The sequence below is a fragment of the Campylobacter concisus genome, assembly GCF_002913745.1.
Lineage (GTDB): Bacteria > Campylobacterota > Campylobacteria > Campylobacterales > Campylobacteraceae > Campylobacter_A > Campylobacter_A concisus_R.
Map to the genome: position 1 here is coordinate 1 of NZ_PPCG01000001.1, position 25,512 is coordinate 25,512.

General features: G+C 33.2%; 29 protein-coding genes and 2 pseudogenes. 21 read left to right on the plus strand and 10 right to left on the minus strand.

Translation table 11 applies throughout. The features are described 5' to 3' along the window. Positions 1-2: 2 nt before the first annotated feature. The 3 genes and pseudogenes from CYO90_RS00005 to CYO90_RS00015 all read left to right on the plus strand — a co-directional run bounded on the left by CYO90_RS00005 (position 3) and on the right by CYO90_RS00015 (position 2,580). Complete coding sequence (locus tag CYO90_RS00005) at positions 3-647, plus strand: cell surface protein (RefSeq protein ID WP_103578007.1); 645 nt, start codon at positions 3-5, stop codon at positions 645-647. Between the two features lie 16 nt (positions 648-663). Further along, a complete protein-coding gene (locus CYO90_RS00010) occupies positions 664-1,797 on the plus strand; it encodes a Cj0814 family flagellar-dependent secreted protein (RefSeq protein WP_103578008.1) in 1,134 nt (377 codons plus the stop codon). Between the two features lie 11 nt (positions 1,798-1,808). Then, a pseudogene (locus CYO90_RS00015) lies at positions 1,809-2,580 on the plus strand (cell surface protein). A gap of 39 nt (positions 2,581-2,619) precedes the next feature. Here the strand turns inward: CYO90_RS00015 and CYO90_RS10355 are convergent. Both CYO90_RS10355 and CYO90_RS00025 read right to left on the minus strand, forming a co-directional pair. Next, entirely contained in the window at positions 2,620-3,195 is a 576-nt protein-coding gene (locus tag CYO90_RS10355) for a hypothetical protein (RefSeq protein ID WP_258030595.1), read from the minus strand. Positions 3,196-3,440: 245 nt separating this feature from the next. Next, the gene (locus CYO90_RS00025) at positions 3,441-4,436 is read right to left on the minus strand and encodes a Cj0814 family flagellar-dependent secreted protein (protein WP_258030596.1); all 996 of its coding nucleotides are present in this window, start codon (positions 4,434-4,436) and stop codon (positions 3,441-3,443) included. 74 nt (positions 4,437-4,510) lie between these two features. Here CYO90_RS00025 and CYO90_RS10685 point away from each other — a divergent pair, with 74 nt between their 5' ends. The 4 genes from CYO90_RS10685 to CYO90_RS10700 are packed head-to-tail and all read left to right on the plus strand — an operon-like array spanning position 4,511 to position 6,358. Beyond that, positions 4,511-5,494, plus strand: coding sequence for a recombinase family protein (locus tag CYO90_RS10685; RefSeq protein WP_021086466.1), 984 nt, complete (start codon positions 4,511-4,513; stop codon positions 5,492-5,494). Position 5,495: 1 nt separating this feature from the next. Further along, on the plus strand, positions 5,496-5,696 hold the full coding sequence (locus tag CYO90_RS10690; protein WP_429827803.1) for a recombinase zinc beta ribbon domain-containing protein: 201 nt from the start codon (positions 5,496-5,498) through the stop codon (positions 5,694-5,696). 6 nt (positions 5,697-5,702) lie between these two features. Beyond that, entirely contained in the window at positions 5,703-6,086 is a 384-nt protein-coding gene (locus tag CYO90_RS10695; protein WP_429827804.1) for a DUF4368 domain-containing protein, read from the plus strand. Between the two features lie 47 nt (positions 6,087-6,133). Then, complete coding sequence (locus tag CYO90_RS10700; RefSeq protein ID WP_429827805.1) at positions 6,134-6,358, plus strand: hypothetical protein; 225 nt, start codon at positions 6,134-6,136, stop codon at positions 6,356-6,358. 2 nt (positions 6,359-6,360) lie between these two features. Here the strand turns inward: CYO90_RS10700 and dcm are convergent, their stop codons facing one another. Next, positions 6,361-7,542, minus strand: a complete 1,182-nt coding sequence (dcm, locus tag CYO90_RS00040) for a DNA (cytosine-5-)-methyltransferase (RefSeq protein ID WP_009295469.1) — start codon at positions 7,540-7,542, stop codon at positions 6,361-6,363. A 128-nt stretch (positions 7,543-7,670) separates the two neighbouring features. On the opposite strand from dcm, the gene CYO90_RS00045 reads away from it, so the two are divergent. The 8 genes and pseudogenes from CYO90_RS00045 (at position 7,671) to CYO90_RS00075 (ending at position 12,094) form a co-directional block, all read left to right on the plus strand. Then, a complete protein-coding gene (locus CYO90_RS00045; RefSeq protein ID WP_009295468.1) occupies positions 7,671-8,588 on the plus strand; it encodes a type II restriction endonuclease in 918 nt (305 codons plus the stop codon). Between the two features lie 77 nt (positions 8,589-8,665). Next, a complete protein-coding gene (locus CYO90_RS00050) occupies positions 8,666-9,019 on the plus strand; it encodes a cupin domain-containing protein (protein ID WP_009295467.1) in 354 nt (117 codons plus the stop codon). 501 nt (positions 9,020-9,520) lie between these two features. Then, positions 9,521-9,709 (plus strand): annotated as a pseudogene (locus CYO90_RS00060) (DUF3847 domain-containing protein); the annotation flags it as partial. 769 nt (positions 9,710-10,478) lie between these two features. Next, positions 10,479-10,823, plus strand: a complete 345-nt coding sequence (locus CYO90_RS10315; RefSeq protein ID WP_009295465.1) for a hypothetical protein — start codon at positions 10,479-10,481, stop codon at positions 10,821-10,823. Positions 10,824-11,024: 201 nt separating this feature from the next. Continuing rightward, complete coding sequence (locus tag CYO90_RS10705; RefSeq protein WP_009295464.1) at positions 11,025-11,249, plus strand: hypothetical protein; 225 nt, start codon at positions 11,025-11,027, stop codon at positions 11,247-11,249. Then, positions 11,203-11,562, plus strand: a complete 360-nt coding sequence (locus CYO90_RS10710; protein WP_009295463.1) for an ATP-binding protein — start codon at positions 11,203-11,205, stop codon at positions 11,560-11,562. Before CYO90_RS10705 ends, CYO90_RS10710 begins: the two co-directional genes overlap by 47 nt. Beyond that, a complete protein-coding gene (locus tag CYO90_RS10715; RefSeq protein WP_107698022.1) occupies positions 11,563-11,859 on the plus strand; it encodes an ATP-binding protein in 297 nt (98 codons plus the stop codon). A 61-nt stretch (positions 11,860-11,920) separates the two neighbouring features. Next, positions 11,921-12,094 (plus strand): transposon-encoded TnpW family protein, encoded by a 174-nt coding sequence (locus CYO90_RS00075; RefSeq protein WP_009295461.1) that lies wholly within the window; start codon positions 11,921-11,923, stop codon positions 12,092-12,094. A 672-nt stretch (positions 12,095-12,766) separates the two neighbouring features. On the opposite strand, the gene CYO90_RS00080 is transcribed toward CYO90_RS00075, so the two are convergent. From CYO90_RS00080 to CYO90_RS00100, 5 genes are all read right to left on the minus strand, one after another. Then, the gene (locus CYO90_RS00080; RefSeq protein ID WP_072595323.1) at positions 12,767-14,362 is read right to left on the minus strand and encodes a relaxase/mobilization nuclease domain-containing protein; all 1,596 of its coding nucleotides are present in this window, start codon (positions 14,360-14,362) and stop codon (positions 12,767-12,769) included. Positions 14,363-14,409: 47 nt separating this feature from the next. Then, positions 14,410-14,739 (minus strand): plasmid mobilization protein, encoded by a 330-nt coding sequence (locus tag CYO90_RS00085; RefSeq protein WP_072595324.1) that lies wholly within the window; start codon positions 14,737-14,739, stop codon positions 14,410-14,412. Positions 14,740-15,102: 363 nt separating this feature from the next. Then, positions 15,103-15,390 (minus strand): type II toxin-antitoxin system RelE family toxin, encoded by a 288-nt coding sequence (locus tag CYO90_RS00090; RefSeq protein ID WP_103573149.1) that lies wholly within the window; start codon positions 15,388-15,390, stop codon positions 15,103-15,105. Next, complete coding sequence (locus CYO90_RS00095; RefSeq protein WP_103568906.1) at positions 15,380-15,631, minus strand: type II toxin-antitoxin system Phd/YefM family antitoxin; 252 nt, start codon at positions 15,629-15,631, stop codon at positions 15,380-15,382. Before CYO90_RS00095 ends, CYO90_RS00090 begins: the two co-directional genes overlap by 11 nt. An 81-nt stretch (positions 15,632-15,712) precedes the next feature. Further along, complete coding sequence (locus CYO90_RS00100; protein WP_103578010.1) at positions 15,713-17,485, minus strand: site-specific integrase; 1,773 nt, start codon at positions 17,483-17,485, stop codon at positions 15,713-15,715. 1,303 nt (positions 17,486-18,788) lie between these two features. Between CYO90_RS00100 and CYO90_RS00110 the strand changes: the two genes are divergently transcribed. From CYO90_RS00110 to CYO90_RS00125, 4 genes are all read left to right on the plus strand, one after another. Next, positions 18,789-19,091, plus strand: coding sequence for a hypothetical protein (locus tag CYO90_RS00110; RefSeq protein WP_103578011.1), 303 nt, complete (start codon positions 18,789-18,791; stop codon positions 19,089-19,091). Next, entirely contained in the window at positions 19,069-19,614 is a 546-nt protein-coding gene (locus CYO90_RS00115) for a hypothetical protein (RefSeq protein ID WP_103578012.1), read from the plus strand. The genes CYO90_RS00110 and CYO90_RS00115 overlap by 23 nt, the downstream gene beginning before the upstream one ends. A 152-nt stretch (positions 19,615-19,766) precedes the next feature. Then, the gene (gene mobC / locus CYO90_RS00120) at positions 19,767-20,129 is read left to right on the plus strand and encodes a plasmid mobilization relaxosome protein MobC (protein ID WP_084109992.1); all 363 of its coding nucleotides are present in this window, start codon (positions 19,767-19,769) and stop codon (positions 20,127-20,129) included. Further along, positions 20,119-22,569, plus strand: coding sequence for an aminotransferase (locus CYO90_RS00125; protein ID WP_103578013.1), 2,451 nt, complete (start codon positions 20,119-20,121; stop codon positions 22,567-22,569). The genes mobC and CYO90_RS00125 overlap by 11 nt, the downstream gene beginning before the upstream one ends. Positions 22,570-22,627: 58 nt before the next feature. Here CYO90_RS00125 and CYO90_RS00130 read toward each other — a convergent pair whose 3' ends face one another. Both CYO90_RS00130 and CYO90_RS00135 read right to left on the minus strand, forming a co-directional pair. Next, positions 22,628-23,842 (minus strand): ATP-binding protein, encoded by a 1,215-nt coding sequence (locus CYO90_RS00130; RefSeq protein ID WP_103578014.1) that lies wholly within the window; start codon positions 23,840-23,842, stop codon positions 22,628-22,630. Positions 23,843-24,145: 303 nt separating this feature from the next. Then, positions 24,146-24,385, minus strand: coding sequence for a hypothetical protein (locus tag CYO90_RS00135; protein ID WP_087580539.1), 240 nt, complete (start codon positions 24,383-24,385; stop codon positions 24,146-24,148). Positions 24,386-24,389: 4 nt separating this feature from the next. On the opposite strand from CYO90_RS00135, the gene CYO90_RS00140 reads away from it, so the two are divergent. Continuing rightward, complete coding sequence (locus CYO90_RS00140) at positions 24,390-25,109, plus strand: transposase (protein WP_258030415.1); 720 nt, start codon at positions 24,390-24,392, stop codon at positions 25,107-25,109. 156 nt (positions 25,110-25,265) lie between these two features. Then, positions 25,266-25,512 (plus strand): lactate racemase domain-containing protein (locus tag CYO90_RS00145; RefSeq protein WP_141090526.1); only part of this gene is annotated, 247 nt, incomplete at its 3' end.

Sequence of the window (25,512 nt, forward strand, 5' to 3'; positions counted from 1 at the left end):
ACATCAAAGAAGACAGAAGTAGTGAAAACTGGATAACAGAAACCATAGAGAAGATAGACAATATGCTTTCAAAAAAGTATAGCTATACCATTGATGAAAGGCGAGCTTTATTATCAAAATATCCAGAAAACTTAGAGGAATTTGAAATCAATGTATTACAATCTCACATGGACTGGTTGCTTACCAACTCTGTTGATGGCAAACCAACAATATCTGGACTGATGGTTGGTATTGGCACAAAAGAAGAAGAAGATGAACTAGATGCTTTTATGGAAACTATGTACTCCCTTTATCCAAATAATAACAAGGAGTCGCTTAGTCTTTTAGATAGAACCGATCTAAGCATAGATGAATTTAAAACATTATTTGCCAAAGCAAGAGAGAAAGCTACAAAGGATGTTGAAGAACAAAGAAAGCAGATAATCAAAGAAGAACAAGAATACAATGCAAATTTTGCCAAAGAGCAAAGTGAGAAGAAATTTAAACCTATGCAGGTTAAGAAGAAGTATGAGACCTATGATATAAATAAGGATCAGAAATTTCTTTTTGCAAGAGAGCTTTTAAATTTCAAAGAAAAAAGAGGCATAGATGTCTTAGAGTTTATCCAAAAGATAGATAAGAAGCAGATTTTAAATAAGATGGCTTAAATTTAAAGGATATAAAATGATAAACGCACTTGGTAGATACCACTTGAATTTAGAGCAGAACATAAAGGTATCAACCAAAATTTCTACAAACCAAACCAGCTCAGAGGTTTTAGGCTACAAGGTAGATAAAGATGGATACTTTACAGATGAGTTTAACAAGCAAGCTGGCATACCAAGCGGATATAAAATTCACTCAAGCACGTTGGAGTCGTTAGTCAAATCAAATGACATAATGGACCCAGACATCAAGAATTTTAAAAGTATCGATATAGCTAAAACAGTTGGCAACGCTTATAGGTTGCTAGCTCAAGTAGTTGGCGAAGAGACACTAAATTCAAAAGAAAGCTTTAGTGCAGATGATATAAGAAATTTCCCTCAAGGCTTTTCTTATGATCGTCAAAGTCTGCAAGTAGATAAAAGATATGCTAGTGCTAGTGAGTATTCTGCGGTAGAAGATAGCTTTGTGCATACGCCAACAAAGACCATAAGCACGCTCTTTTATAATGGTTCTTTGTCTATTGCGGCAGACAAGCAGATACATCCAAAAAACGTAACATACATCTTTAACAACGCAAATGGCGGTAAAGAAAACACGGTCATTGGTATATTTATGGATCCACATGGAGAGAAATACACTAATAAAGATGGCTCTATAACCAAAGGCGGCCTTATAGCTGGCGTGCTAAATCACAACCTAGACATATACGAGGGCGAAACCACTGCGATAGGAAAATATGGCGGCTATGATAAAAATATCAACGCAAAAGAATTTCAAAGGTCATTTAACGCCTTTAACGCTATGTGGCAAATGGCTTATGGGGTAAATTTCTCAAAAGCAGATGATGGTGCTGTCTCTATGCTGCCTGATTATATGCAAGATTATGTAAGACACAGACAAAGCCTTGATAAATTTAGCGACCAAGAAGACGAGCTATCATTTAAAAAGATGATGGAGCATAATCTAAAAATGCTAAAGCTACTCTTTGGTGAGATAGACAAAGACGGCAAAAAGAGCAAAGACTTTATGGATAGCTTTTTAAAATTTAGTATGCCACCTTTAAATTTAGTAAAAGAGCTAAATGAAAACCCAGCTGGAAAATATCTAGTAGATATGCTTGGTATAAAAAGAGATGTTGATATAAAGGCTTAGGGGGAGCTGAAATGATAACTAGCATAAACGGACTTGGCAATACACCAATACAAGATAACACTATCCAAAAAGAAAATGCAAAAATGTCAAAGGAGCAAGAAAAGGCTCTAATAGATAAACTAATGCACAAACCACTTGCAGAAGTATTGCCAAAATTTATTGATATAGATGAAAGTAAAGAGGGCTGGATAACAGATACTATAAATCGAATAGATTGATTACCCCACGAAAGAAAGAAGAGCTTTAGCATCAAAATATCCTCCAGAAACTATGGAAGAATTTAGAATCGGAGAGTTACAAAGCTATATGGATTGGCTACTTACAAACTCTGTTGATGGCAAGCCAACAATAAATGGCTTTATGATTGGTCTTGGCACAGCAGAAGAGGAGGCTGAGCTAGAAGATTTTATGAAATCATTTTCTGAAGATACAATGATGAGTAATGATGGTGCTAGATTGTTTGCTAGAGCGGATCTAAGCATAGAAGAGTTTAAGAAGCTTTATAGAGAAGACGTAGAAAAAACTACAAAAGAGCATAAAGAATTTCTAGCCAAACTACACAAAGAAGAACGAGAATACAATGCAAATTTTGCTAAAGAACAAAGTGAGAAGAAATTTAAACCTATGCAGGTTAAGAAGAAGTATGAGACCTATGATATAAACAAGGATCAAAAATTTCTCTATGTAAGAGAGCTTTTAAATTTCAAAGAAAAAAGAGGCATAGACGTCTTAGAGCTTATGCAAAAGATAGATAAGAAGCAAATTTTAAATAAGATGGTTTGATAAATTATAGAAAACAATGCCTGCTTTAAATTTGACTATCTATGCGGTTTTATCCACTTTTGTATTTGCGACTTTTTCTAAAATTTCAAATATGCTTTCGCCATTATCAAATTCAGTTTTTATAAATTTGTAAAATTCTTTAAATTTTTCATCGGCTTGCATATCATAAGTTTTAAATTTCTTAGTTACTTGCATAGGCTTAAAGGTTTCTTGTTTTTGTGTGTCAGTTTGATTGTTTTGTTCTTCATGATCGTTTTTTTGATCTATTAGTCTATCATCACCAATCTCTTGTGGCATACTCCTATTTATAACTTTAGAATACCTCTCAATAAATTCATCTACACTTATATTAGACGACTCGAGAAGCTCACGACCCTCATTACTAAAAGACACACCAAATCTTTCTAAAGTTTGACGTATCTTGTGTCCTTCTAAATCATTATCTGATGTTTTGCCCCAGATGGTTTTTTTATCATCATTGTAGAATTTAAAAGCTCCAGTAAAGTTTGTGCTATTGCCCATCACTTTCTTATAATTAACTCTACTTGCGAATTCTTTTCCTTCAAATAGTGAGTTGTTATTTAGATTTGGTGAATAGGCTATATTATTAAGCATTGTTAAGGTCTCGCTTTGTTTAGATATTCCAGCATCTCTTTCATAGGTTTTAATTCTTTTTTATGGTATTAATTTGCATTAGAGCATCTTGCTACCACCTATCCAGCAATGCTGTTTTATACACTAACACACATTCAGCTAAAGAATATGAATTCAACCTACTTAGGTTTAATGCTTTTATGGGCTAGAGTATAATCAATAACTAAATCGACCTTTCAACAATTTAGTTTATATATGACTTATCTCTATACAAAAGTCTTACTAATAGAGCCTATCCTCTCACTCCAAGAATTTGCTAGAGAATTTAAATCCTCGCTAGTTGGCTTAAATTTCTCATATTCGTTTGAGGAAACACTTTCTACATTAGTGTTCTTTGATCTTGCATACATCAAAAGTGTTAGCTCTTTAAGTCTCTCTTTTATGAGTGCTTTTATACTCTCATTGTCTTTGCCAACCTTTTCAAAGTCCACAAAGTACTCTTTATACTCTCCAGTACTTGAGATATCATTTAAGGCAGCGCTACTTAGCTTAGTCTTTGCACTATCACTTGGTAGTGGTCTAGAGCTACGCAAAAATCCCATGAAAAGAGCCTCTTTGCTGTAACCTTCTTCTGCTTGATATACCGACATATCAGGGTTAAAGCTAAACTCATCGCCTGCTTCGCTCATAGTAAAATCAACCTCTTTTACTATGAGCCTAACGCCTGCACTTGATAGTTCTTTACTTAGAGACTTAGCGCTATTTAGCTCATCGGTGCTAGAGTAGATGTTTGAGATAGTGGAGTTTGATAGATCTTTTAGCAGGTGTCCTTTGGCATCGTAGTGAGTGCCTTTTGTACTGTAGCCTTTTGGTAGTTTGCCTATATCTGCAAGGGTGTAGCTCTTTTTATCATCACCTAAAGCAGATGTCATTTGGTCAAATAGTCTGTAGTAGTGCTTTATGGTGTCAGCCATATCGATGTTGTCAAAGATCTTTATCTGCTCGTCCTTGCTCTTGATGCGGTTTAGCACATGGTTGCGCTCGGCAAACCTACTAAGCTCATCAAGTGTGCTTTTGTGGATTTTAAAGTCCTGTGGCAAGCCTGCAGCTTTGTTAAAATCAGCTCCCATAAAGCCAGCTTTATCTACTGTGTAGCCATAAGCTTGAAGATCATTAAAATTTAAAGAGATGAGACTATTTTGTGAAGAAGTGGTATAAGTAAATTTAGCAGGCTCTTGGAGTAATAGAATTAAGGAGAACACTTAATCACTATATTAGTGAAATATGTACTTCTTAATTCTTTTTTATTTAAGAAACTAAGAGAAAGGGGGTAAAAATGAGGAATTATGAAAAGATAACAGCACTCTATGAGAGATTAAGTCGTGATGATGAACTTCAAGGAGAAAGCAATTCTATTGTAAATCAAAAGAAAATCCTTGAAGAATATGCAGGTAAAAATAATTTAAGCAACATCATACATTTTACAAATGATGGAATAAGCGGAACACAGTTTGATAGACCGGGCTTTATGGCAATGATGAACGGAGTTAATCAAGGTAATATAATAGGTTGTATAATCGTAAAAGATATGAGTAGACTTGGCAGAGACTATCTTAAAGTCGGTCAATGTATGGAAATCTTAAGACAAAAGGGAGTTAGGCTCATTGCTATCAATGATAATGTAGATAGCTTTTATAGAGAAGATGATTTTACCCCTTTTAGAAATATTATGAATGAATGGTATACAAGAGATACTTCAAGAAAAATACAATCTACATTCAGGTCAAAGGGGGAAAGCGGAAAGCATACGGCAAGCTCTCCACCTTATGGATATATCAAAGATGAAAAAGACAAAGATAAGTGGATTGTAGATGAAAAAGCAGCGGAGATAGTAAGGAGAATATTCAATCTGACCATGCAAGGCAATGGTCCGTATCGAATAGCAAAGATATTGGAAAGTGAAAAAGTAGATATACCTGCTTACCATCAGCAAAAATTAGGATATGGACTACATCAAAGCAAAGTGTTTGAACATCCTTATCGTTGGTGCAGTTCTACAATTGTAAGTATCTTAAAGAAACAGGAATATTTAGGTCATACTGTAAACTTCAAAACAAGAAAGCATTTCAAGGATAAGAAAAGCAAATATGTATCTGAAGAAAACTGGCTGATATTTGAAAATACCCACGAGGCAATTATAGACCAAGAAACCTTTGATAATGTGCAAAGGATAAGAGGAAATGTAAAAAGGTATCCCGATGGTTGGGGAGAATATCACCCTTTAACTGGGCCTTATGTATTATGCAGATTGTGGCAGTAAAATGTATGTTCATAGAACAAGTAATTACAAAAATATTCCCTACTACACTTGCAGTGCTTACACGAAAGTACCCTGTGGAACGTTTTGTCCATCTACTCACAGGATAAAAGCGGAAGCAGTCTTAAACCTTATACAGGAAACCTTAAAAGACATTAAAAAATATCTTGATGAAGATCACGAAGCCTTTATCCGTTCCATTTAAAATGAAATGGAAGAAAAGGAAAAAGTAGAGATAGAAAAGACAAAAATAAGATTAATGGAAAGTAAAAACAGGCTTCAGGAACTTGAACGATTGATGTGCCGTATTTACGAAGATATGATACTTGAAAAAATACCAAGTAATAGATATGAGATACTTAACAGTCAATATGAAACAGAGCAAATAGCTTTAAGCAAAGAAATTAAAGACTTAGAGTTTGCAATATTAAGATATGAAAAAGAAACAGATAAGGCGAAAAAGTTTATATCTCTAATAAGCCGATATGAAAATTTTGATGAACTTACAACTACAATGATAAATGAGTTTGTAGAAAAGATTATTGTTCGTGAAAGGAATAGAAAAAGTAGTCAAACATCAAAGCAAAAAAAATAGAGATATATTTTAATTTTATCGGTAACTATGAGCCACCAAAAGAAGAATTGACTGAAGAAGAAGAAGAAAGATTAAAAATTGAGGAAGAAGAGAGAAAAATCAAGGAAAGAAAAGATAGACTTCATCAAAACTACTTAAAGCGTAAAGTAAATGGAAAACAACAGGAATATGAGGAAAGGTATAAGGCAAGGAGAGAACAGAGAAAACAAGAAAAATTAAAGGTTCTGAAAAGGGCAGGTATACAAGTTAATAAGTTAGAAAAAAGAGATTGAAGTTAGTTAATCTCTTTTTTAGTACAGGTATCAAGTATATCAATTATGTTATTTGCAATTGCATGGATAACAGTAACGGCAACAGAATTACCAAACTGTTTGTAACTTTGAGTATCACTTACAGGAATGATATAGTTTTCGGGGAAGCCTTGAAGTCTTGCAGCTTCACGAGGTGTTAGTTTTCGTGGATTTTTTCCTTTTTGCTCAATAAGTATTTCACTCCCGTCTTTATAATATCTTGCAGATAATGTATTTGTATAAGGACTGTTTTCATTGAACAATGTGTAACCAAATCCATTTCCTTTTATTTTATGTTCTTTCTTTCGTCGTTGATGACCTTGCCAAAGTGCATTTGAAATGGTGTATTTAGTATCAACATTTTGCTCTAAAATATTTCCCACAGAAACATCTGGGCAGGGAGGAATTGGAAAAGAAAAATCTTTATAGTTATCTATTTTATCCTTATCAAATCCAACAATGTAAATACGCTCTCTATTTTGTGGAACACCGAAGTCTTTTGCTTTAAGTATAATAGAATGAACATCGTAGTTTAAATCCTTTAATGTTTTTTCTATTGTTTTATAGGTACGACCTTTATCGTGAGATTTTAGGTTTTTGACATTTTCAAGAAGAAATGCCTTAGGTCGTTTCTCTTTAATAATTCTTGCAATTTCAAAAAATAATGTTCCACGAGTATCTTCAAAACCAAGCTTTTTACCGGCTTGACTAAATGCTTGACAAGGAAAACCACCGACAATAATATCATGATTAGGAATATCTTTTTCAGATATTTTTGTAATATCTCCAAAAGGAGTTTCACCAAAATTTGCCTTATATGTTTTTACTGCAAATTTATCAATTTCACTACTGAATACGACATTTGTTTTACCTGTTTGGTAAAATCCAAGCCTTGTACCACCAATTCCGGCAAATAAATCAATGATTTTATAGGGGGCATTTTCATTATTGGGGAAAGGTACTTTTTCAGGAAATGATAAAATATGTTTCAGCTCAATGGACGATGGCTGACTTTCTCCATTTTCCCATCTGCGAATTGTCCTATCTCCGAATTTGGACATACCAACAGCATCAGCTAATTCTTTTTGAGTCATTTGTAATCTGATACGCTTATTTTTTATTAAAATAGCAGGGGAATTATCTATGACTTGTGGTATAATATTCATATATATTCTCCTTTTTATATATGTTATTTCAAGTTTATATTTATATATGTTATTTCAAGGACTAACTGTCCTCTATTTGACACTATTGTACCATATAGAAGAAAATTTTTCAAGAAAGGAAAAGAGTTATGGCAAATATTTCTCTTGATGAATATAAAAACTTAGTTAAAGAAAAAAGGAAAGAAGGCTTTAAACAGCCTTATGACTTAGTTTATGATAATTTTATTACATTAGGATACGACAAAGCCCCTAAAGAATTCTTTTTAAGTAATGCAAGTGAAGTTGTTGAAAAACTTAGAAATAGCTGTTGGAGTGAATTTCAGCCATTAGAAAAAGACTTTACTTCAAAAATGCTAAAAGAGTTAGTTGATGATGAGTATATCAAAACTCTTACACCAATAGAGGCAATTACTTGGTTTGTGGAAGAATTTCCGGAACATATATATGCTTTGACTTTGTCAAATACTCAAAGTAGGAGGAGTAGAGCAGGTAAAGAATTTGAAAGTATTATAGAACTCATTTTGATTGGTGCAGGGATTCCACTTGACAGTCAAGGTAATATAGGTAAACAAGAGTTTGTCAATAAAGGTCTTGGTAAATTGGTAGATTTAGTTTCTCCGGGTGTTTTAGAATACATTGTAAATAAGAGAAATACTGTCTTAATTAGTGCAAAAACCACATTAAGAGAAAGATGGCAAGAAGTACCTGAAGAAATGGGAAGAACAGGTGCAAGAGAAATGTTTTTAGCAACTCTTGATACTTCTATTAGCTCTGATGTATTGAACACTCTATATGAGGCTAATATACAAGTTACAACAACAAAAAATATAAAAGAAACATATTATTCCGATAATGAAAGGGTATTAACCTTTGAAAAGTTGGTTGAAATATGTTTAGACAATGTTTCTCATTGGAAAAATTTCAACTACACAGTAGAACAAAATGAGCAAATGATAGAGCTTATCACTAAGCAAATTGAAAAACACCAAAATCATAAATTTGTAGAAGAATATTATGATGAGCGATTAAAAAACATAAAGAAGTAGACAAATTAGAATTTGTCGGTATATCATTAAATCGCATTTTTTCGATTAAACTATGGAATACAAAGGAGCAAATAATCATGAGCGAACAGAGAATCTATTGCATGGACCTTGTAAAAAAAGAGGATCCGGAAAAGGCTGTCAGAACACCGTTTTATCAGACAGAATCTACAGGCGGATCGGTCTGGGTTATCAAACCCGGTCAGACATTGCAAAAGCACTATCACCACAATTCCGACGATATATGGATCGTCCTTCAGGGAGAGGGAATATTCTACCCCCAGCCTAATGAAGAGGTTCCATTCAAGAAAGGCCATGTCATAGTATCGAAGAAAGACTCCTGCCACGGAGCAAAAAATACTGGAGATGAGGATATCATCTTTGTAAGTATAGTAGCACCTGTCCCTTCCGACTATGATCCTATAAACGAGTGACAGGAAAATAAAATTCCCGTTTGACAAAGGATTGTGATTATACTTGAGAAAGAAAAATGTTTATATAACATTGGGATACATAGCTGTATATCTGGTGATATATTGGTGAGAGCAACTTGATTGGTTGGCTATTTACTAATATTTCAACTGGTGAGCATAGTTATTTATATGGTTGGTTGCTCAGTAGTAATCTGTTTTGGTATGCACTTGCGATTTCTGCGCTTCCTTCTCTTTGGGGTAAGTTTAAGTTTTCGGCTGTTACTACGGCGGGATTTATTGTAGGTATTGTAGCAGGCATAATCGTTGAGAAATACAAGAAGTAAGTCAAATTTCAGTTTGTCGAGCTGAATAATACAGATTCAAGACGATAGAAAGTAAAACATCTATCGTCTTTTCTTATGAAAAAAACTTGAAAGGAGATGAAATTTATGGACAATAAAAACAGAATTAGAAAAAGTAAAAGAAAAGATTGAAAGCAAGTAAGAAGAAAAAAAATATGAAAAGAAACTATCTCAGCTTAAAAATCAGGAAAAGAAAATCAGAAAGCAAACGAGCCTTGAAGAAAGAAAAAAGCGAAACCATAGATTGATAGAGCGAGGAGCAATCTTAGAAAGTTTAATTGAGGGAGCAAGCGAGAAAAGTAATGAAGAAATAAAGGCTATTTTGCAAAGAGCATTTCAAAAAGACTAAGAAACGCAAGGACATAGTATAATTGTAATTCCCTTAGATTTTCTAAGGGCGCAATTATACACCCTTTAGGTGTCCTTGCGACCTGCGGTGCTTTTACCCTTGCGGGGAGCAAAGAAAAAAGCCGAAGCATTTTTCCGTATTAAAGGCAAAAGACAACTGAATATAATTCATTCGCTTTTTTATCATCAAGGGTAAAGCACATTCACTATCGCTCACCCTTGACAATAAAAATTTGAAACAGATAGCTTACATTAAGCCGACATACTGAAACAACAAAAGTTAAAAGTATAGTCGGCTTTTTCTATTGTACCGTTTCAAAACGCTCATTCAGTTTATAGAAAAGCAAAAGTATTTTTAAGACCGACATCTAAAACAACAAAAGAAAAATAAGAAGATGACAAATGCCACATTCCCAAAATGGGAGTGTACCTAAATCAAAGACAGTACTAATCAAAGGGGGTAGTGAAACACGACTTCCTTAAAAGATAAAAGGAGTAACGATTTGTTGCTACATTTTCATAACAAAAGATAGGAGAGAAAAATGGCAGATAAAAGGATGTTTTCAATAAAGATAGTGGATAGCGACTTATTTTTGGATATGCCATTAAGTAGCCAATGCCTGTATTTTCATCTATCTATGAGGGCAGATGATGATGACTTAAAAATTCTAATTACAAAAGGTTTTGTAATTGTCTTTTAAAGAGGGGTTATAGTCATTACCTATTGGAAGATAAATAACTACATCAGAAATGACAGACGAAAAGAAACGATGTATCTTGAAGAAAAGCAAAGTATAACGCAAACGGAAAATGGAGCATATATCAAGGTTGAAAATCTTGGTATACCAAATGACAACCAAGTGTCAACCGTTTGTCCGCATAGTATAGTTAAGGGTAGATTAGATAAGAGGAGAATAGAACAGGTTGCCCCAGTGTCCCTTTATGGAGAGTATCAAAATATTCATTTAACCGATGAAAAATACCAAAATCTAAAAGATAGGCTGAAAGGTCATACAGATACAATGACTGAAAAGCTATTAAGATATATCAAAAGTAAAGGCACAGACTACAAAGACCACTATGTAACAATCCTTAATTGGTATGAATTGGTATGAACAGGATAAAGAAAAGCTATCACAGAAAAATAATCAAAATAAAAGCCATAGAACCTATTCAACCAACTATGAAGACAGCGACAGCCTATAAAAGGTGTTTTTAAGGGTTTAATCATAAAAGAGGTGTCAGACTATGGTTAAGATAAAAATAAGCCTTAAAAACGCATTATAGAGCCTGATGTAGAAAAGGAGACTAAAATTATGAATGATAAAGAAAATATGATTACTACAAAAATTCAAGGGACAGATTTTATCTACAACAAAGATACTCACTATGAAGAAGACGGACATATCTATTGCAAGATTTGTAATGAAAGAATAGACGGTAAGGTAATTCCGATGTTGGATAAGCCTATGATTATCAGAACGGCTTGTAAATGTGATAGAGATAGAGCTGAACAAGAAAAAACTGTTAAAACAAGATAGGTTGAGACAAAGCTGCTTTATATCCAAAAATCAAATAGCCTACACCTTTAAAAATGCCGATGAAGATACAGATAAGGAAATCATCAAAAAAGCAAAGAACTATGTAAAACATTTTGAAGAAATGAGAAAAGATAATGTTGGACTGTTACTTTACGGAAATGTAGGAAGTGGCAAGACCTATGTAGCTTGTGCTATTGCCAACGCTATAATTACAGAATATAGCCATACAGTAAAAATGAGGAACTTTGCACAGATATTAAACGACTTACAAAAAGGCGGCTTTAATCTTGATAGAAACGAATATATCGAATAGATAACAAGCCCTACCCTACTAATTCTTGATGATTTTGGAATAGAGAGAAATACAGAATATGCCTTAGAGCAAATTTACAATGTAATCAATGCAAGATACCTAAAGGCAAGACCAACCATTATAACTACTAACCTTAATTTCAAAGATATAGAAAAAGAACAGGAAGATATAATGCTTGGCAGGATTTATTCAAGGATAATCGAGATGTGTTTACCTCTTAGGATAACGGGACTTGATAGAAGAAAAATACAGAGCAAAGAAAAGCTGAAGAAAGCACAAAACTTAATAGATGAATGAGAGCGATTGGAAAAGTAAAAAATTCTAATCGCTTTTTAATTGCAAGAAAAGGAATGATGATATGCAAAAAAATAATACAGAAACAAAAACAATAAAGAAGATTGGAAAAACTACCTATGAAGTTGTTGTACATTTTAATAAAAATACTACTGAAACAATGCAAGACAAATTGAAACGCATAATGCTTAGAGAAATTGAGAGTGAAAAACATCAAAAAAATGATAAAAATGATTAGAAAGTCCTTGACAAGTTGTTACAGGTTTGGCTCGCTAATCTTTTCTTTGGTCTTTTGGTTAAAAATATCACTAAAATTTGCAGACCTGCCTTGTTTGTGCTGTTGCTTAGTGTATGAATTTATATTGGTGCTTAAGATGCTAATATCATTCGTGGTTTGCCTCCTAGCTTCTTGCTTTTTAAGTTTTAATTAAAGTAACCATAAAATAATTGACTATCCAAATTTATCAGTCAAAATAAACAAGTGACAAATATGCCAATCACAAAAATTACAAAAATTTACTTTTACTAAGTCATTCTTTGGTGGGACTGATTTAATTCCAGTATGCGCCAAAATTCAATTCAGATATTAGGGCGAGCATACTCTATGTAGCTACAAAATGTTACCATTTGTTGCTCCATAGAGGCTCGCAAGGAGAGCTTGCCGCTCCCTTGACCCACGCTAAAAAATATTTTCTTAATTAAAAATGGCCATGCAGGATAGGCTATTTTTAATAAAATATTAAGTTTACTAAGGGTAGCCATAAGTATAAAAAATAATTAGACTAAATTATTTTTTGTGGTCTGCAAAATATATTTTAGTAGATTTTTAAAATGGCAACGTAACAAATAAGGTTTTTTGGAAGTAATAAATGAGATGGTTTGTCTAATAAACTTAATATAGTCGCTAAATTTAAAACATATCTTCTAGGCTTTGAGTTTTTTCCTTGCATACATCACTTACATGGTGATGTATGCTGGTTTTTTTGGAGTATTCACGCTCCTCTATAAATTCTCTACATATTCTTGTAGCATCTTGTGCTCTATCTGTAAGCTCTCGTATGCTTCTCTCAAATTTTGGAATTTTTCTTCTGAATTTTTTAATTTTTCTTCCAAGCAAGATATTGAACTCTCGTACATATCTCTTTGTTGCTGCAAAGATTCCGTTAAGGCGTCGTTGCAATCTTTGTTCAAGCTCTTGACTTTCTTTATTAGCGCTGTCACATTTGTCCGTAATATCACAAGCTCCTTCTCGCAGTCTTGTTGCAAATTCATTATTTCTAATTCGTGTCTGTTCCTTTCGTCTTCGATCATCTTGGTCAAGCGCTCGTTCTCTTCTAGCAATGCTTTCTCTAATGCTGTCATCCTCTACTCCATTTTCATTAATATAAATTTCCTGCGCTCGTTCTCTGTTATCTCTTCGTCTTTTGGAATTGATATGTAATATTCCCTCTGGGTCTTGTCTGCAGTAGGTTGGCTGTATCTCCATTGTTTTGGTATCGTCCAAGCTACTTCTTCCTTTAATATCATTGCGTGCACTACCCAGCCAATTGCTATTCCCAAAATTAGTGCGGTAGCAACTGATAGCGAGATTATCACCGATCTGTCCTTGTGATGCAAGGATATTGTTTTTTGAAGTTCTTTCGACATATCTTTCTTGATTAAATCTATCTCTTTTAACAATAAGCTCCTCAAGTTTTCGCCTATTTTCTCTGCACTCTGCTTGTGTATTTCTATCATGGAATTCTCTAATTCTTCTGCTTGAGCTTTGGCTGAGTTCTCCAAGTCTTTGAGCACTGGTGAAGTCTGCATCGTATATTCCTCCTTTTAGACGATTTTTTGTTTTTTTAGTAGGCAGTATGATCGTTATGCCTTTTTTGTTGATCCTGGTTATTTCGATACCATTTTGTTTAAGAAGTTCAATCATGTGGTCTCTATTTTTAATATAGCCTTGCTTAACCAGATCGTGCAGCTTTTGGTCGAGCTCTTCCAAATTTTTATAATGATTGATGTTTTTCTTGCTAGACAATATAGTTTGCTCTTTTGCTGGATCATCTGGACTTGATAGTCCATACTCATCGTTAATGATCTTTTTAATTAGATCTATTCTAGTTTGATCATATTTAGCAAAATAAGGATTAAATGACCTGTCTGTTTCAAGATCTATCTTAGGGATAAGGAAATTTAACTCAAGCCGTCCATCCTTATCAGAATGCTCTACCCATAATACATTTGTACGTTCAAGCATATATTCACCCAAAAGAGCACGTTCAAAATCCTTAATGATTTTTAGTTTTTGCTCTTCAGTCAAAAAGTCATACTTCTCTTCAAATGATAAAACACCAAAACAGGTCTTTTGTTTATAGGTGATGCCTTTTATAATAGCTCTAGTTAAATTTTCATCACCTTTTATAACTCTTGCTGTTCCAGCAGCTTTTCTCTCATTTAAAAGATAATTTATGCTCCCAAGGCCACCACCAGTATAAGTACGAAGAAATTTAACTAGCATCACTAGTGCCTTTATTTGTATTGATGCAAAGTAAATCAAGCAACATATTATTTACCCAATGCTTCATACACTTTATGTAAGACATCATTATCGTCCGCTATGATCTCAATACCAACTCTATCTAGGCTTTGCCCACTATTTAATTTGGCAGCTATTTGGTTCATGTTTTGTCCATGTCTAGATAGTTCAGCTAAAAGCTCTCTCATAATTGGTGCATAAATCTGCTTAGACAACATAGCTCTTAGGGCAAATTTTGAGAAAGTTAGGCCACTTTCTTGTAATTTATCATTAATTACCAACCATTCTGCATTACTTAGCCTAAGTCTTTTAGTTATGACTTTGGTTACCTTGCGTTTTTTTATCTTTTCAGAACTCACGTAAATTTACTCCTAATCCAAGAAGAAGCCACTCAAAAATCCTATGTCATAAAATTTTTGGCAGACTTGCTCTTTAAATATCTTTTAAGATTATTTTATAAAATTTCACAGCCTAAAACAAGGAATCTGATAGGCTTCAGGCCGCTAAAATGCGTGTTTTTTAAAAATACTATGAAATATATAATATAATTTTTGTAGCTTTTAAATTTCTCTTAGAAATTTAGTCTAGTATGAAATCAAGAAAATAAAATAATAAAAATGTAAGGGGTTATGCTCATCATAAAAGAGCACTTAGATAGGACAAGCTAATAACATAAAATTAGTTACTAGCAAATCACAGAAGACTAAAGTCTAGCTTAATGCTTAGTTAAATTTATCCTTTAGCATCTTGTATACTTCGTTGTTCTCTCTTTTGCCAACAACTAGCACCAATACTACGATCTCATCATCTTTTACTTGATAGGCCAAGCGGTAGCCGACATCTCTTAGCTTGATCTTATAGACATCTTCATAGCCTCGTAGCTTGTCTTTGGTAACCTTTGGGTTTTCTAGACGCTCACTTAGCTTCTTTTTAAACTGCACTTTTATGCTATTGTCTAGCTTTTGCCACTCTTTTAAAGCACTTGGCAAGAACTCTAGCTCATAGCTCATCTAAGCTTACTTTTACTGGCTTTTCACCACTTGCTAAAGCAACATCTACTGCTTTACTTAGATGATACTCTTCTATTATCTCTGCCATTTTTTCATAGACAGAGCTGGGTACTAGATAGGCGCTAGGGACATTGTGGTTTAGTATAGCTACGACATTATCTCCAGCTTGTTTTAAAATTTGAGCTGGAGACTTTTTTAGCTCGCTTATGCTAGCTGTAAAATTTGCTTGTATGGTTTGCATTTTTATCCTTTATTTAATACCTAAAATAATACTAAATAAGATATAAGAATAGTCTTAAATCTCATGCTTTGAAATTTGCCCCTATTCATTTTCATACGATACCATCTCTACTTTACTCTTTAGTGTGTTTGCATTAATAGGCTTGGCATAAGTGTTTAGCAAAATTTTATACTGCTTTTCATGTCCTACTATCTGAGCTATAAGGTTGGCTTCTACCTCGCGCTGCACTAGATAGTCTATAAAGTAGTGCCTAAAAGAGTAAAAGGTCTTTTTAGAGTCTTTGTCTATAAACTTTCTTTGGATCTGGCTTCTAAAAATTTCAGAGAAGTCCTTATTGCTTACCTTAAATATATTTCCGCTTTTCTTACTATTAACATATTCTAGCAGACCTAGATCTATGAGCTTACTATGAATAGGCACAAATCTAATGCTGTTTTTAGTCTTGGTAGTTTTACCATCATTTGTGTTTATGTTAAAGCAGTAAATTCCATCTTTTAAGACTATATCTTCTTTATGAAGTTGTGTGATCTCTTTTATCCTCATGCCACTATAAGCAGCTATCATTGTGACGTAGTAGAGCTCACTAGCCTCTATCCTTGAACTTGGTGATTTGCCACTTCGTTTGATACTAGTTACTATCTCAAAGATCTTCCTAGCTTCTGATGCTTCGTATGGAAGCACTGCCCTTTCGCTAGGGTCTATGTCTATCTTGACGTTCATTTTTGCAGTTATGCTTTTACCTATATAGCCACTATCAAAGCAGTAGTTAAAAAACTGAATAACCCTTATCATATATTTTTGGATAGTAGGCTCAGAGAGTTTATCGTCATTTTCTCCTAGCTTAAGTATCTGAGATAAACTTTTATCTTTATACCTGCTCTTTTGAGCTAGCTTAGTTGGAATTTTATAAAGAAGATCTCTAAATTCAAGCAAGTTATCTCTTGTGATCCTATAAACTGGCGTATCTTCGTTAAAGTATAAAAATAAGAGCTTTTTTACGCCAGTAACTAGTCTTTGCGTATCTGGCGACCACTTGTCAGCTCTTTTAGTGTTTGTCTCAAATATCTCGAATGCATCCTTTAAGCTCTTTTGATCTTCTAAATTTAAAGCTGAGAATTGATTGCTAGAGCCAGATGTCGCTTGCAGTACTTGCCTGATCTCATACTCTTTGGTTATTTTGGCGCTAGGATTAAAAATACTAAAGCTACTATCGTCATCTAATTTTATCTTGATATTTTTTGGTGGATTTGGATCCAATATAATATCTTCCATGCTTCTATGGTCATTCTTTGTTCTTACTAGCTTTAAATTTGAAGTTGAGCCATACTTTTGATCTAGTATGGCATAAACCGTCTCGCTAATCCTCTGAGCCATAGCCTTAAGCTGCCCATCAGTAATGGGCAAACAACCACTATCTTCAAGCTCTTTTATATTTTCTTGAAAAGAATCTATATCCTTAGCATCAAACGAACTAGGAGTGGCTTTAGTATCATTAGAGCCATCTTCAAGGAAAAAGTGCTCACGCTTGTCATCAAAGAGCACACTGCTCTTCTCAAGCTTTGATACAAGATAGTTAAGTGTTAGTATGTTTTTCTCTAAAAGAGTTTGCCCTATGTTCTCTTTATCCTTGCTGCCAAGAGCGTCAGCAGTGTTAGTGATATTGCTTATATCCTTAATTAAAATTTGAGGTAGATCGCCATCTATCAAACTTTGTTTAAAGTAGTCATTGAGCGCATTTAGAAATTCTACATCCATCTTCTTATTAAGAAGAGAGTGCTCTTTGATACTCTTGCTAAGTTTTACTTTCATAAACGAATTTACAAAAGATTGGATTATGTTATCGCTAAGATTCATGTGAACCGCCCTTTTTATCAGGTAAAGATTATTATCTAGAATTTTAGCCCTTTTTCTGGCTTTTTCCAAGAGATTAGTGGATGTGGAGAAGCAAATTTCTCGCTTTTCGTTAAAAAATTTTCTAATGCTTGGAGCAAGTGTAGCTCGGTAGTAATATATACCGTTTCGCTCCCTTAAGTGTTGTCCCATATTTAATAGCCAACCGGTCAAAAATGGAACAGTTTTATGTAATCACTAAGCAAAAAATCGTCTAAAGTGCGTATTTCAGGCTTTTAGGAGCTCATATAAAAAATCCTCATAAGCCGGAGGTCGGGAGTTCAAGTCTCCCCCGTGACACCATAAATACCTAAACTACGATGTTTCTACAATATTATATTGCAGTCACCTTTCATGAAATATAGCTTAATGTTTGTAGCAAAATAAAATTTTATGTAGCAAATTCTTAAGCTTGCAGTAATTTTAACACGTTTTTGTAAAATTTTTAAAAAACAAGTAAAATTTTTTAACGAATAATCTACTATAATATAATCTGTCACTTTGCCGGGTTAAATTTTTATCATAGTTTAAATAAAATAAGTATAGATGTATAGTAGAAATGGCGTTTGTAGCTATTGAATATTGGCTAAAAAATATTTTTGATGATTATTATACATTCATACCCCTAGCGATAAAACACAAAATAGAGATAGGCTGCATAAGCATCACGAGATCCTGCGTATGTCAAATACTGGCTACCATTTATAAAGATAAAAGAGTCAGAGTATTTAAAGGCAAAATTTGAGAATTTGTTTGGAGAGTATTTGGTGCGCAATTGATGATGCAATAATTTTTATTTGGTAATTTTAAGATATTTGTTTCGATTCCTCATATAAATACTAGCATTAAGTAATTCATAAGTATTTTTATGCTATACAATCAATTATAAGCAAAAACCCCTTGATATATCGTGCTTTTTAAAACATAAAATCATTTTTTTATTCTACTTACTATCAAATTCATTGACTCGACTATAAAAAAAGATTATAATGCTCACAATTTTTAAAAATAAAATATTTTTAACCAAAGGAGGTTAAGATGATCAAAATTAGTTAGAAGCAGAGGTTCTGTTTAAGTGTTAGAAAAGAACCTCTACGATAAATTTTAGCGTTTTTATTGTAACCGTTCTCTACTTTTAAACTACTTAAATAAGAACTTCATTAATACCAACCATATTGAGTTTATTGGGCAAACTATAGGTATGTCTATTTTGGTGAGATGGCTATTGCTGTCTTTATAAAATTTTAAAAAGTCATAGGAGAAAAACATGGCTAATAAAAAAATGCTTTTAAATGATTTAAAAGCTATCAGAAAAAATAAAATAAAACAGGAGATTAAACAAGCATGCATTGAAGTCTTGTTTCCACAACAAGCTACGATCAAAGAGTGTAGGCTAGTAATAAAAGATCGTTTTAACATCAAGCTATCAAATAAGGAATTTTCCGAATGGAAGAAAGAGTATGATGCAAAAGACACACATCAAACCTCTTATACAGATCAAATTCCTGAGGTTAAAGAAGACGAAAACAACGATGAGGAGCTAAGTAATGGCACTAACAATCAAGAGTAGTGATACAGCAGTTGCGGCAAATGCCGTAATTGCACTACAAGAACATATCGAAATGGGCAATAAGGTTAGTGAAAATATTAGAAATAATATTGAACTTTTTAATCAAGCCGCAGATAGCTTTGATAAAAGCTTTAAAGAAAAAATAGAACTTATAGAGCAAGGAAGTATTGAACTTATAAATGCAACAAAAGAGATTCAAAACAACTTTCAAAATACTCTAAAAGGTGCAGACAAAACTATATTGAAGATCAACTCATCTTTTAGCTCTTTAATGAAGAAGATAGTATCTGCATTAATTGCCTTTGTATTTATAGAAGTGATCTTCTTTTTTGGCTACTTGTTTTATGATAGCCATAAGACAAATGAAACCAAAGCTGCACTACAAAATAGGCTAGATAAAGCACTTTATAACGTGTCTAATCTTCAAGGCTTTATCACCCATATCTACAACCGAGATAGCCAAAAAGCTAGCGAAGATTTTACTAAATGGCTAAACACAAATGGTGACAGCAGTGTTCAGTAGTAAGCAAATTTTTCTAATAGCAAGACACATACAATGTATGACACTTCGTTTTCATACTTTGTATAATCTTGCTCTGCCGAGGGCTACAATGCTAGATATAAGAAGCGTTAAAACGCTTCTTCTCGCTATCACATTTTATGAAAGGATATCATATGTCAAAAAATGTCAAGGATAAGGTGCTCTCCGCAAGGATCACTTATCAACAATACGATAAGCTATCTAAAATAGCCCTAGAGTTAGATATGTCAAGATCAGAAATCATTTCCTACCTTATAGATAATGGCACTGTAAATTCTGAATCCATAAAAAAGAAAGAGCTATATCCAGCAATCATTGCAAATTTTGCTAGACCTTTTAATAACATTAATCAAATAGCAAAGAAACTAAATATAGCTTATAAGACCAGTGGTAATATAGCTTTAGAAGTGATACTGCGAGCACAAGAAGATTTGTACAAAATCCAATCAGTGCTAACTGAAATTTTAAGCCTAATAAGGAGTAGATATGATAGTTAAGATCTCAAAAGGAGAAAAGGGCATAGCTGATTATCTAAAAACTGGCAAGAAAAGAGATTCAAAGCTAACTAGAGATGAAAAAGATGATAGATTGCCACTGGCTGGGAATTTAGATCTTATCGAGATGTCTGAAAAGCACCAGAGCAATAAAAAGAGTAAAAAATATAACTACTATCATATATCCTTGTCATTTACTTCAGAGGAGTGGAGCAGACTATATGAAAGTGGCAATATAGATGAGCTTATAATGGATTTTTTGAGGCTCACTTTCCCAAATCACGACATAGATGAGCTACTTTTTTATGCTGAAGCTCATCTGCCTATAATCAAAGAAGAGCCATATATTCCTCGCCCAGAAGGGGCACTAGAAAACAGAGTATTAAATAAAAAACATAAAAATGGCGAACCGCTGAAAAGAGAGCCTCATATTCATCTGATAGTCTCTTTTGAAAATATGAAATTTACTCATAGTGTAAAAACTGGTGGAGTTATATATACAAAAGGTGCAGCCAAGCAACAAGTAAAAGCTATTATGGCCAAATCAGCAGAAAAATTTAAAAGAGTAGTTAATGACATCTTATCTAACAAGTATGGATTAAATAATATAGAGCCTTTAAGTATGGATGAAGATCAACTAGAAAAGCAATATGAAAGCTTTAAAAGTGCAGCACAAAAGGTTAAGAAAGGCAAAGAAAAAGATACGCAGATGAAGATAGAAACGGATGTAGTGATCGAGCCAAAAGCAAATACAAAAGGGCACAATATAAGTATTGAAGAGCTACTAGCTGATGCTAAAAATTCTACAGCTGATTATATATTAAGAATGATAGAAGAAGATGAGAGTTTCAAAAAAGACTACTATGATAGGGCAAAGAGACTTAATGCAGTGGATATAAGGGAATTTTTGCCTATGATCAATGCAAAATTTAACATCACCGCAAAACCTGAAATGATAAATGACAAATATAAAGTAAGAGTGGATGGTTTTAAGGGAACTTATAATCTAACTGACCTAATGTGTAAGATAGTCTATAATGGCAGAAAAGGAGCGTTGTTTCACGTAGTTAATGAGCTAGAGCAAATGCTTATAGAGCTTCAAGCTAACAAAAATGAGCCAAAGATAACATTAAGTGTAAGTAGTGACTTTGACACGCCAAATAAAGACTTAAAAACTGAAGTGTTAAATAGCTGGAAAACGATACAAATAGAGCCATACAATCTAAAATCAATACTTAAAAACTATTCAGCTATATCAGTGGCAAGTTTCAAAGATAAAAGTGAAGAAGCTAGCAGTATTGATGGCATAACTCCTACGCTTATATATGATATAGATAGCCCCAAATTTACTGCAAATGATGCTCAAAATTTACTACAAAGTAAAGGAATAAAAGGCTTCATATACCCAACCACCTATCAAGTGCCAGACACAAAAGTAGAGAAATTTAAACTCATCATACCCACAACAAGGGCTCCAAGCTTAAATGAATATGATGAATACATAAAAGAGATAACAAGAGAGCTTGGGTTATATAACATAGTAAATAACTCCAGCTTGCATCCTAGTAAATTTCACTACACTCCAGTGCCAGGATCTGAACTTGTAAGCATTAGTGGAAAAACTTTTGATAATACAAGAGCCATTGAAGATGCTGGCTTAAAAACAGATATTAATAATATGGATATTAAAGCCATATATGAAGATTTACAAAATCTAAGAAAATATGAGCTTGATCATGAAACAAAAGATACCAACTCACATATTAAAAGAACAAGCTACCAAGCTATATCATCAAAAATTCCGATAAAAGAGTTAATAGAATACTTTGACGAGAGTACTATGGTTAAAAAATATAAAGATTATCAAATGCTTTTTAATAATAACAGTAGATACCTATACTTGCCAGAAGAAAATACAGCCTACTCTTTTAACCAAAATAGACACTATACTCCATATATCTACATTAGAGATAAATTTTATGAAGCAACTAGAAAGATAAAAACTGGATTTTATGATGATGATCTCATTAAAAAGATAGGACTTAAACAAAATGAATATAAAGGCTTCGTAAAAGGTATCGATGATCATCTAGATATAAATAGATACTATTTAGCTTTTATAAATAGAACTGAAAACTTTAAAAAATATCTATCGAATATAGCTAAGACTAACTATAAAGGCTTAATTTATAATATAAAAACATATATGAAAGATTGGCAAGATATGCAAGGTTTTAATAAGCTAAAGGAGCGTTATAGAACAGATAAGATATATCTAACAGAAGATCATATATTATTTGGTTCACTAAAAATAACAAAGCAAGAGCTATACGATCAAGGACTTGATAAGAATTTTGGAGTAGAGCAATCAAAACAACAATCAAATGAGATAGAGGGCAAAGAGCAAAATGTGAAGTCAGAGTATGATGGTTTGGGAAGGTAGATTATCGTAAGCTGTTATAGAAGACAAATTATTAGCATTGTATCTTCTTGTCCTTCTCTCATCCCATAAAACCAAACGGCAATGCAAACATATCATCATCTAGCTTCATAGCCGTATCTCCAGCATAAAAAACTATGCCTTTATCAAATTTGCTTTGTAAATTTTCTTTTAGATGGTAGATATGCTTAAAGTCATCTTTACTGATAGTTTTTGAGGACTTGACCTCTATGGCTATGAGTTTGCCTGATATCTCAAGGATAAAGTCTATCTCTTTTTGATCACTCGTTCTATAGTAGTATATATTTGCTCTTTTTTTGCTACTGGTATTTGCTTTTAGTAGCTCATCAAATACAAATGTCTCATATATGGCGCCTTTATAAGGAGAATTCGCAAGCTCTTGCGCTGATGAAATTTGAAGTAAATGTGCCAGCACCCCTGTGTCGGTAGCAAAAATTTTAGGTGTTTTTATGAGCCTTTTTAGAGCGTTGTTAAAATATGGCTGAAGCTTTTGGATCTGATAGGTATGCTCTAGCACGCTAAAATAGCTATCAAATGTCTTATTATCAAGCCCAGACTCTAGACATAGCTCGTTTTTGTTAAAGATATTGCCGCTTCTTAGCATACATAGGCGGTACATAGTGATAAATTTATCCATATTTCTGATGTTGCCTATCTCTTTGGCATCTGATTCTATATATGTTCTTATATATGAGCTAAACCAGAGATATTTTGATTTCTCTGAGTCTATCTTTGTGATCTCCGGGTAGCCGCCGTTTATGATCTTTTCAGATAAGCCGTCGTTGTCATACTTCTTTAGCGCTAGATGGCTTATATCGCCACTTAAAATATCTATCAAATTTTCATCACTATGGCTTAACTCTTTTTGAGAAAGCGGATAGAGTTCCACTATGCCTATCCTACCAGCCAAAGAGTCCGAGATATCTTTAAAGCCTTTTAAATTTGCAGAGCCAGTTAGTATAAACTGCCCGTTTGTTCTATCTTTATCTACAAATTCTTTTATTGCTAAAAGCAGTATGGGCACTCTTTGTATCTCATCTATCACGATAGGCTTCTCGCAATGCTCTATAAAGCCTTTTGGATCGTTTCTTGCGGATTCATATATATTAATATCGTCAAGCGTTACGTAATTTGGTATATCTAAATTTAAAGCAAGGGTTGATTTGCCAACTTGTCTAGCTCCGCTTATCAAAAGCACAGGAAAGCTTTTCATATACTCTTTTATTTCGTCGCTTATGGCTCGTTTGATGTACATAGTATTTTATCCTTAAATATTTAGGAGTATAATACTATGATTTATATAAATTTACAAGGATGGTTTGGTTAAGATAATTGTATATTTAAATTTAATTCGAACTAAAACTGGCAAGATTAAGTCAGTCACTGTGATTTTCCATCACACTGAGTATTTTATTGGTAGAGTTTTAAGCAATATCACCTCAGATTTTCATATTGACAAATGGCAGTCAAATTTTACCTCAAAAGGAGCAGCACAATAACCATTTTTGGAATATTGCACAGGCTCTTTTATACTGCGACCTAACTTCCCAATAAATTTTTACCTCATAACTTTATCCAGTAGTGATTTATAGCTATCCACTACGTCATAGACCACGCTATCGTTGCTTATAGCCTTAAAATGCTCCTTTGCGCAGTGGATTTTGGACTCTTCGACTTGGCGAAGCTGCATAGAGTTCATAGACCCTTTAGTCTCCGCGACAAAATAAATATGCTTAATATCTCCCTCATAAAATGCAATCGCCCTAAAAAGACAAACCTCTCCAGATACATCAGTCATATATATAGACGAATTTAAAGGAAATATAGAAAAAGAGAAATATCAGCTAGCGATGTATGATAAAAACCGTAAACTAGTAGATATATTAAGAAATAGACATTCACAAACAATAAAAAATATAATAAACGAATTTGAAATACAACCACAAGTAGTTGTAATGGATATGTTTAAGCCATTTAGAAGCATAATAAATAGTAATATAGTTCAGGCCCAAATAGTAGCAGATAAATATCATGTAATAAGACAAGGGATATGGGCATTAAGAGATTTAAGAGTAGAATTATTTAACAAAGACAATGAAAAGTATAAGAAGTTAAAAAAATATTGGAAAATACTAAGTAAAAGCCCAATAAGTCAGTTTAGTCAAAGACAAAAAGAAATATTAAAAGAGATATTAAAAGTAGATAAGACATTGAAAAAGATGTATAGAATAATAAAAGAATTTTACAAGATGTTTGAGAGCAAGACAGTAAAGACAATGAGAAGGAGAATAGAGCAATTAATTGAAAAATTGAGAGTATTTAATATAAAGCAAAGTATAAAACTAGCAGATACAATAACAAGTTGGAAAAAAGAGATAATAAATATAGTAGAATATAAAATAAACAATGGGTTTATAGAAGGAAATAACAACAAAATAAAAGTAATAAAAAGAGTATCTTATGGACTAAGAAACTATGAAAGATTTAGAAAATTGATATATTTACGTCTTTGCAATAGATAGAGGTGTTTTTACACCCCCACTATTGACAAAGAACCATAATAAATTTTATCCGCTCTATAAATTTAAAAATTGAATACCCTTTTTACATACATTTAAAAGAAAAATTTATATATAATCCTAAGATAAAAAATTAATAATTATACTTAAGGAGCAAACGTGCAAATTCCTATTCGCTACGGCAAAGATGATATCATCGACCTAAGCGTTCCGGAAAAAAATTTACTGGGAGTTTTTAACCCCAACCCCGTGGCTAAATTCGACGAAGCAGCGCTTATCGCAAAGGCTCTGGCAAATCCGATAAACCAAAAAAGCTTTGACGAGTTTATCGCCGGCGATGAAAAGATCGTTATCATCGTAAATGACGGCACAAGGCCTACGCCAACTGCTAAAATTTTAAAGCAAA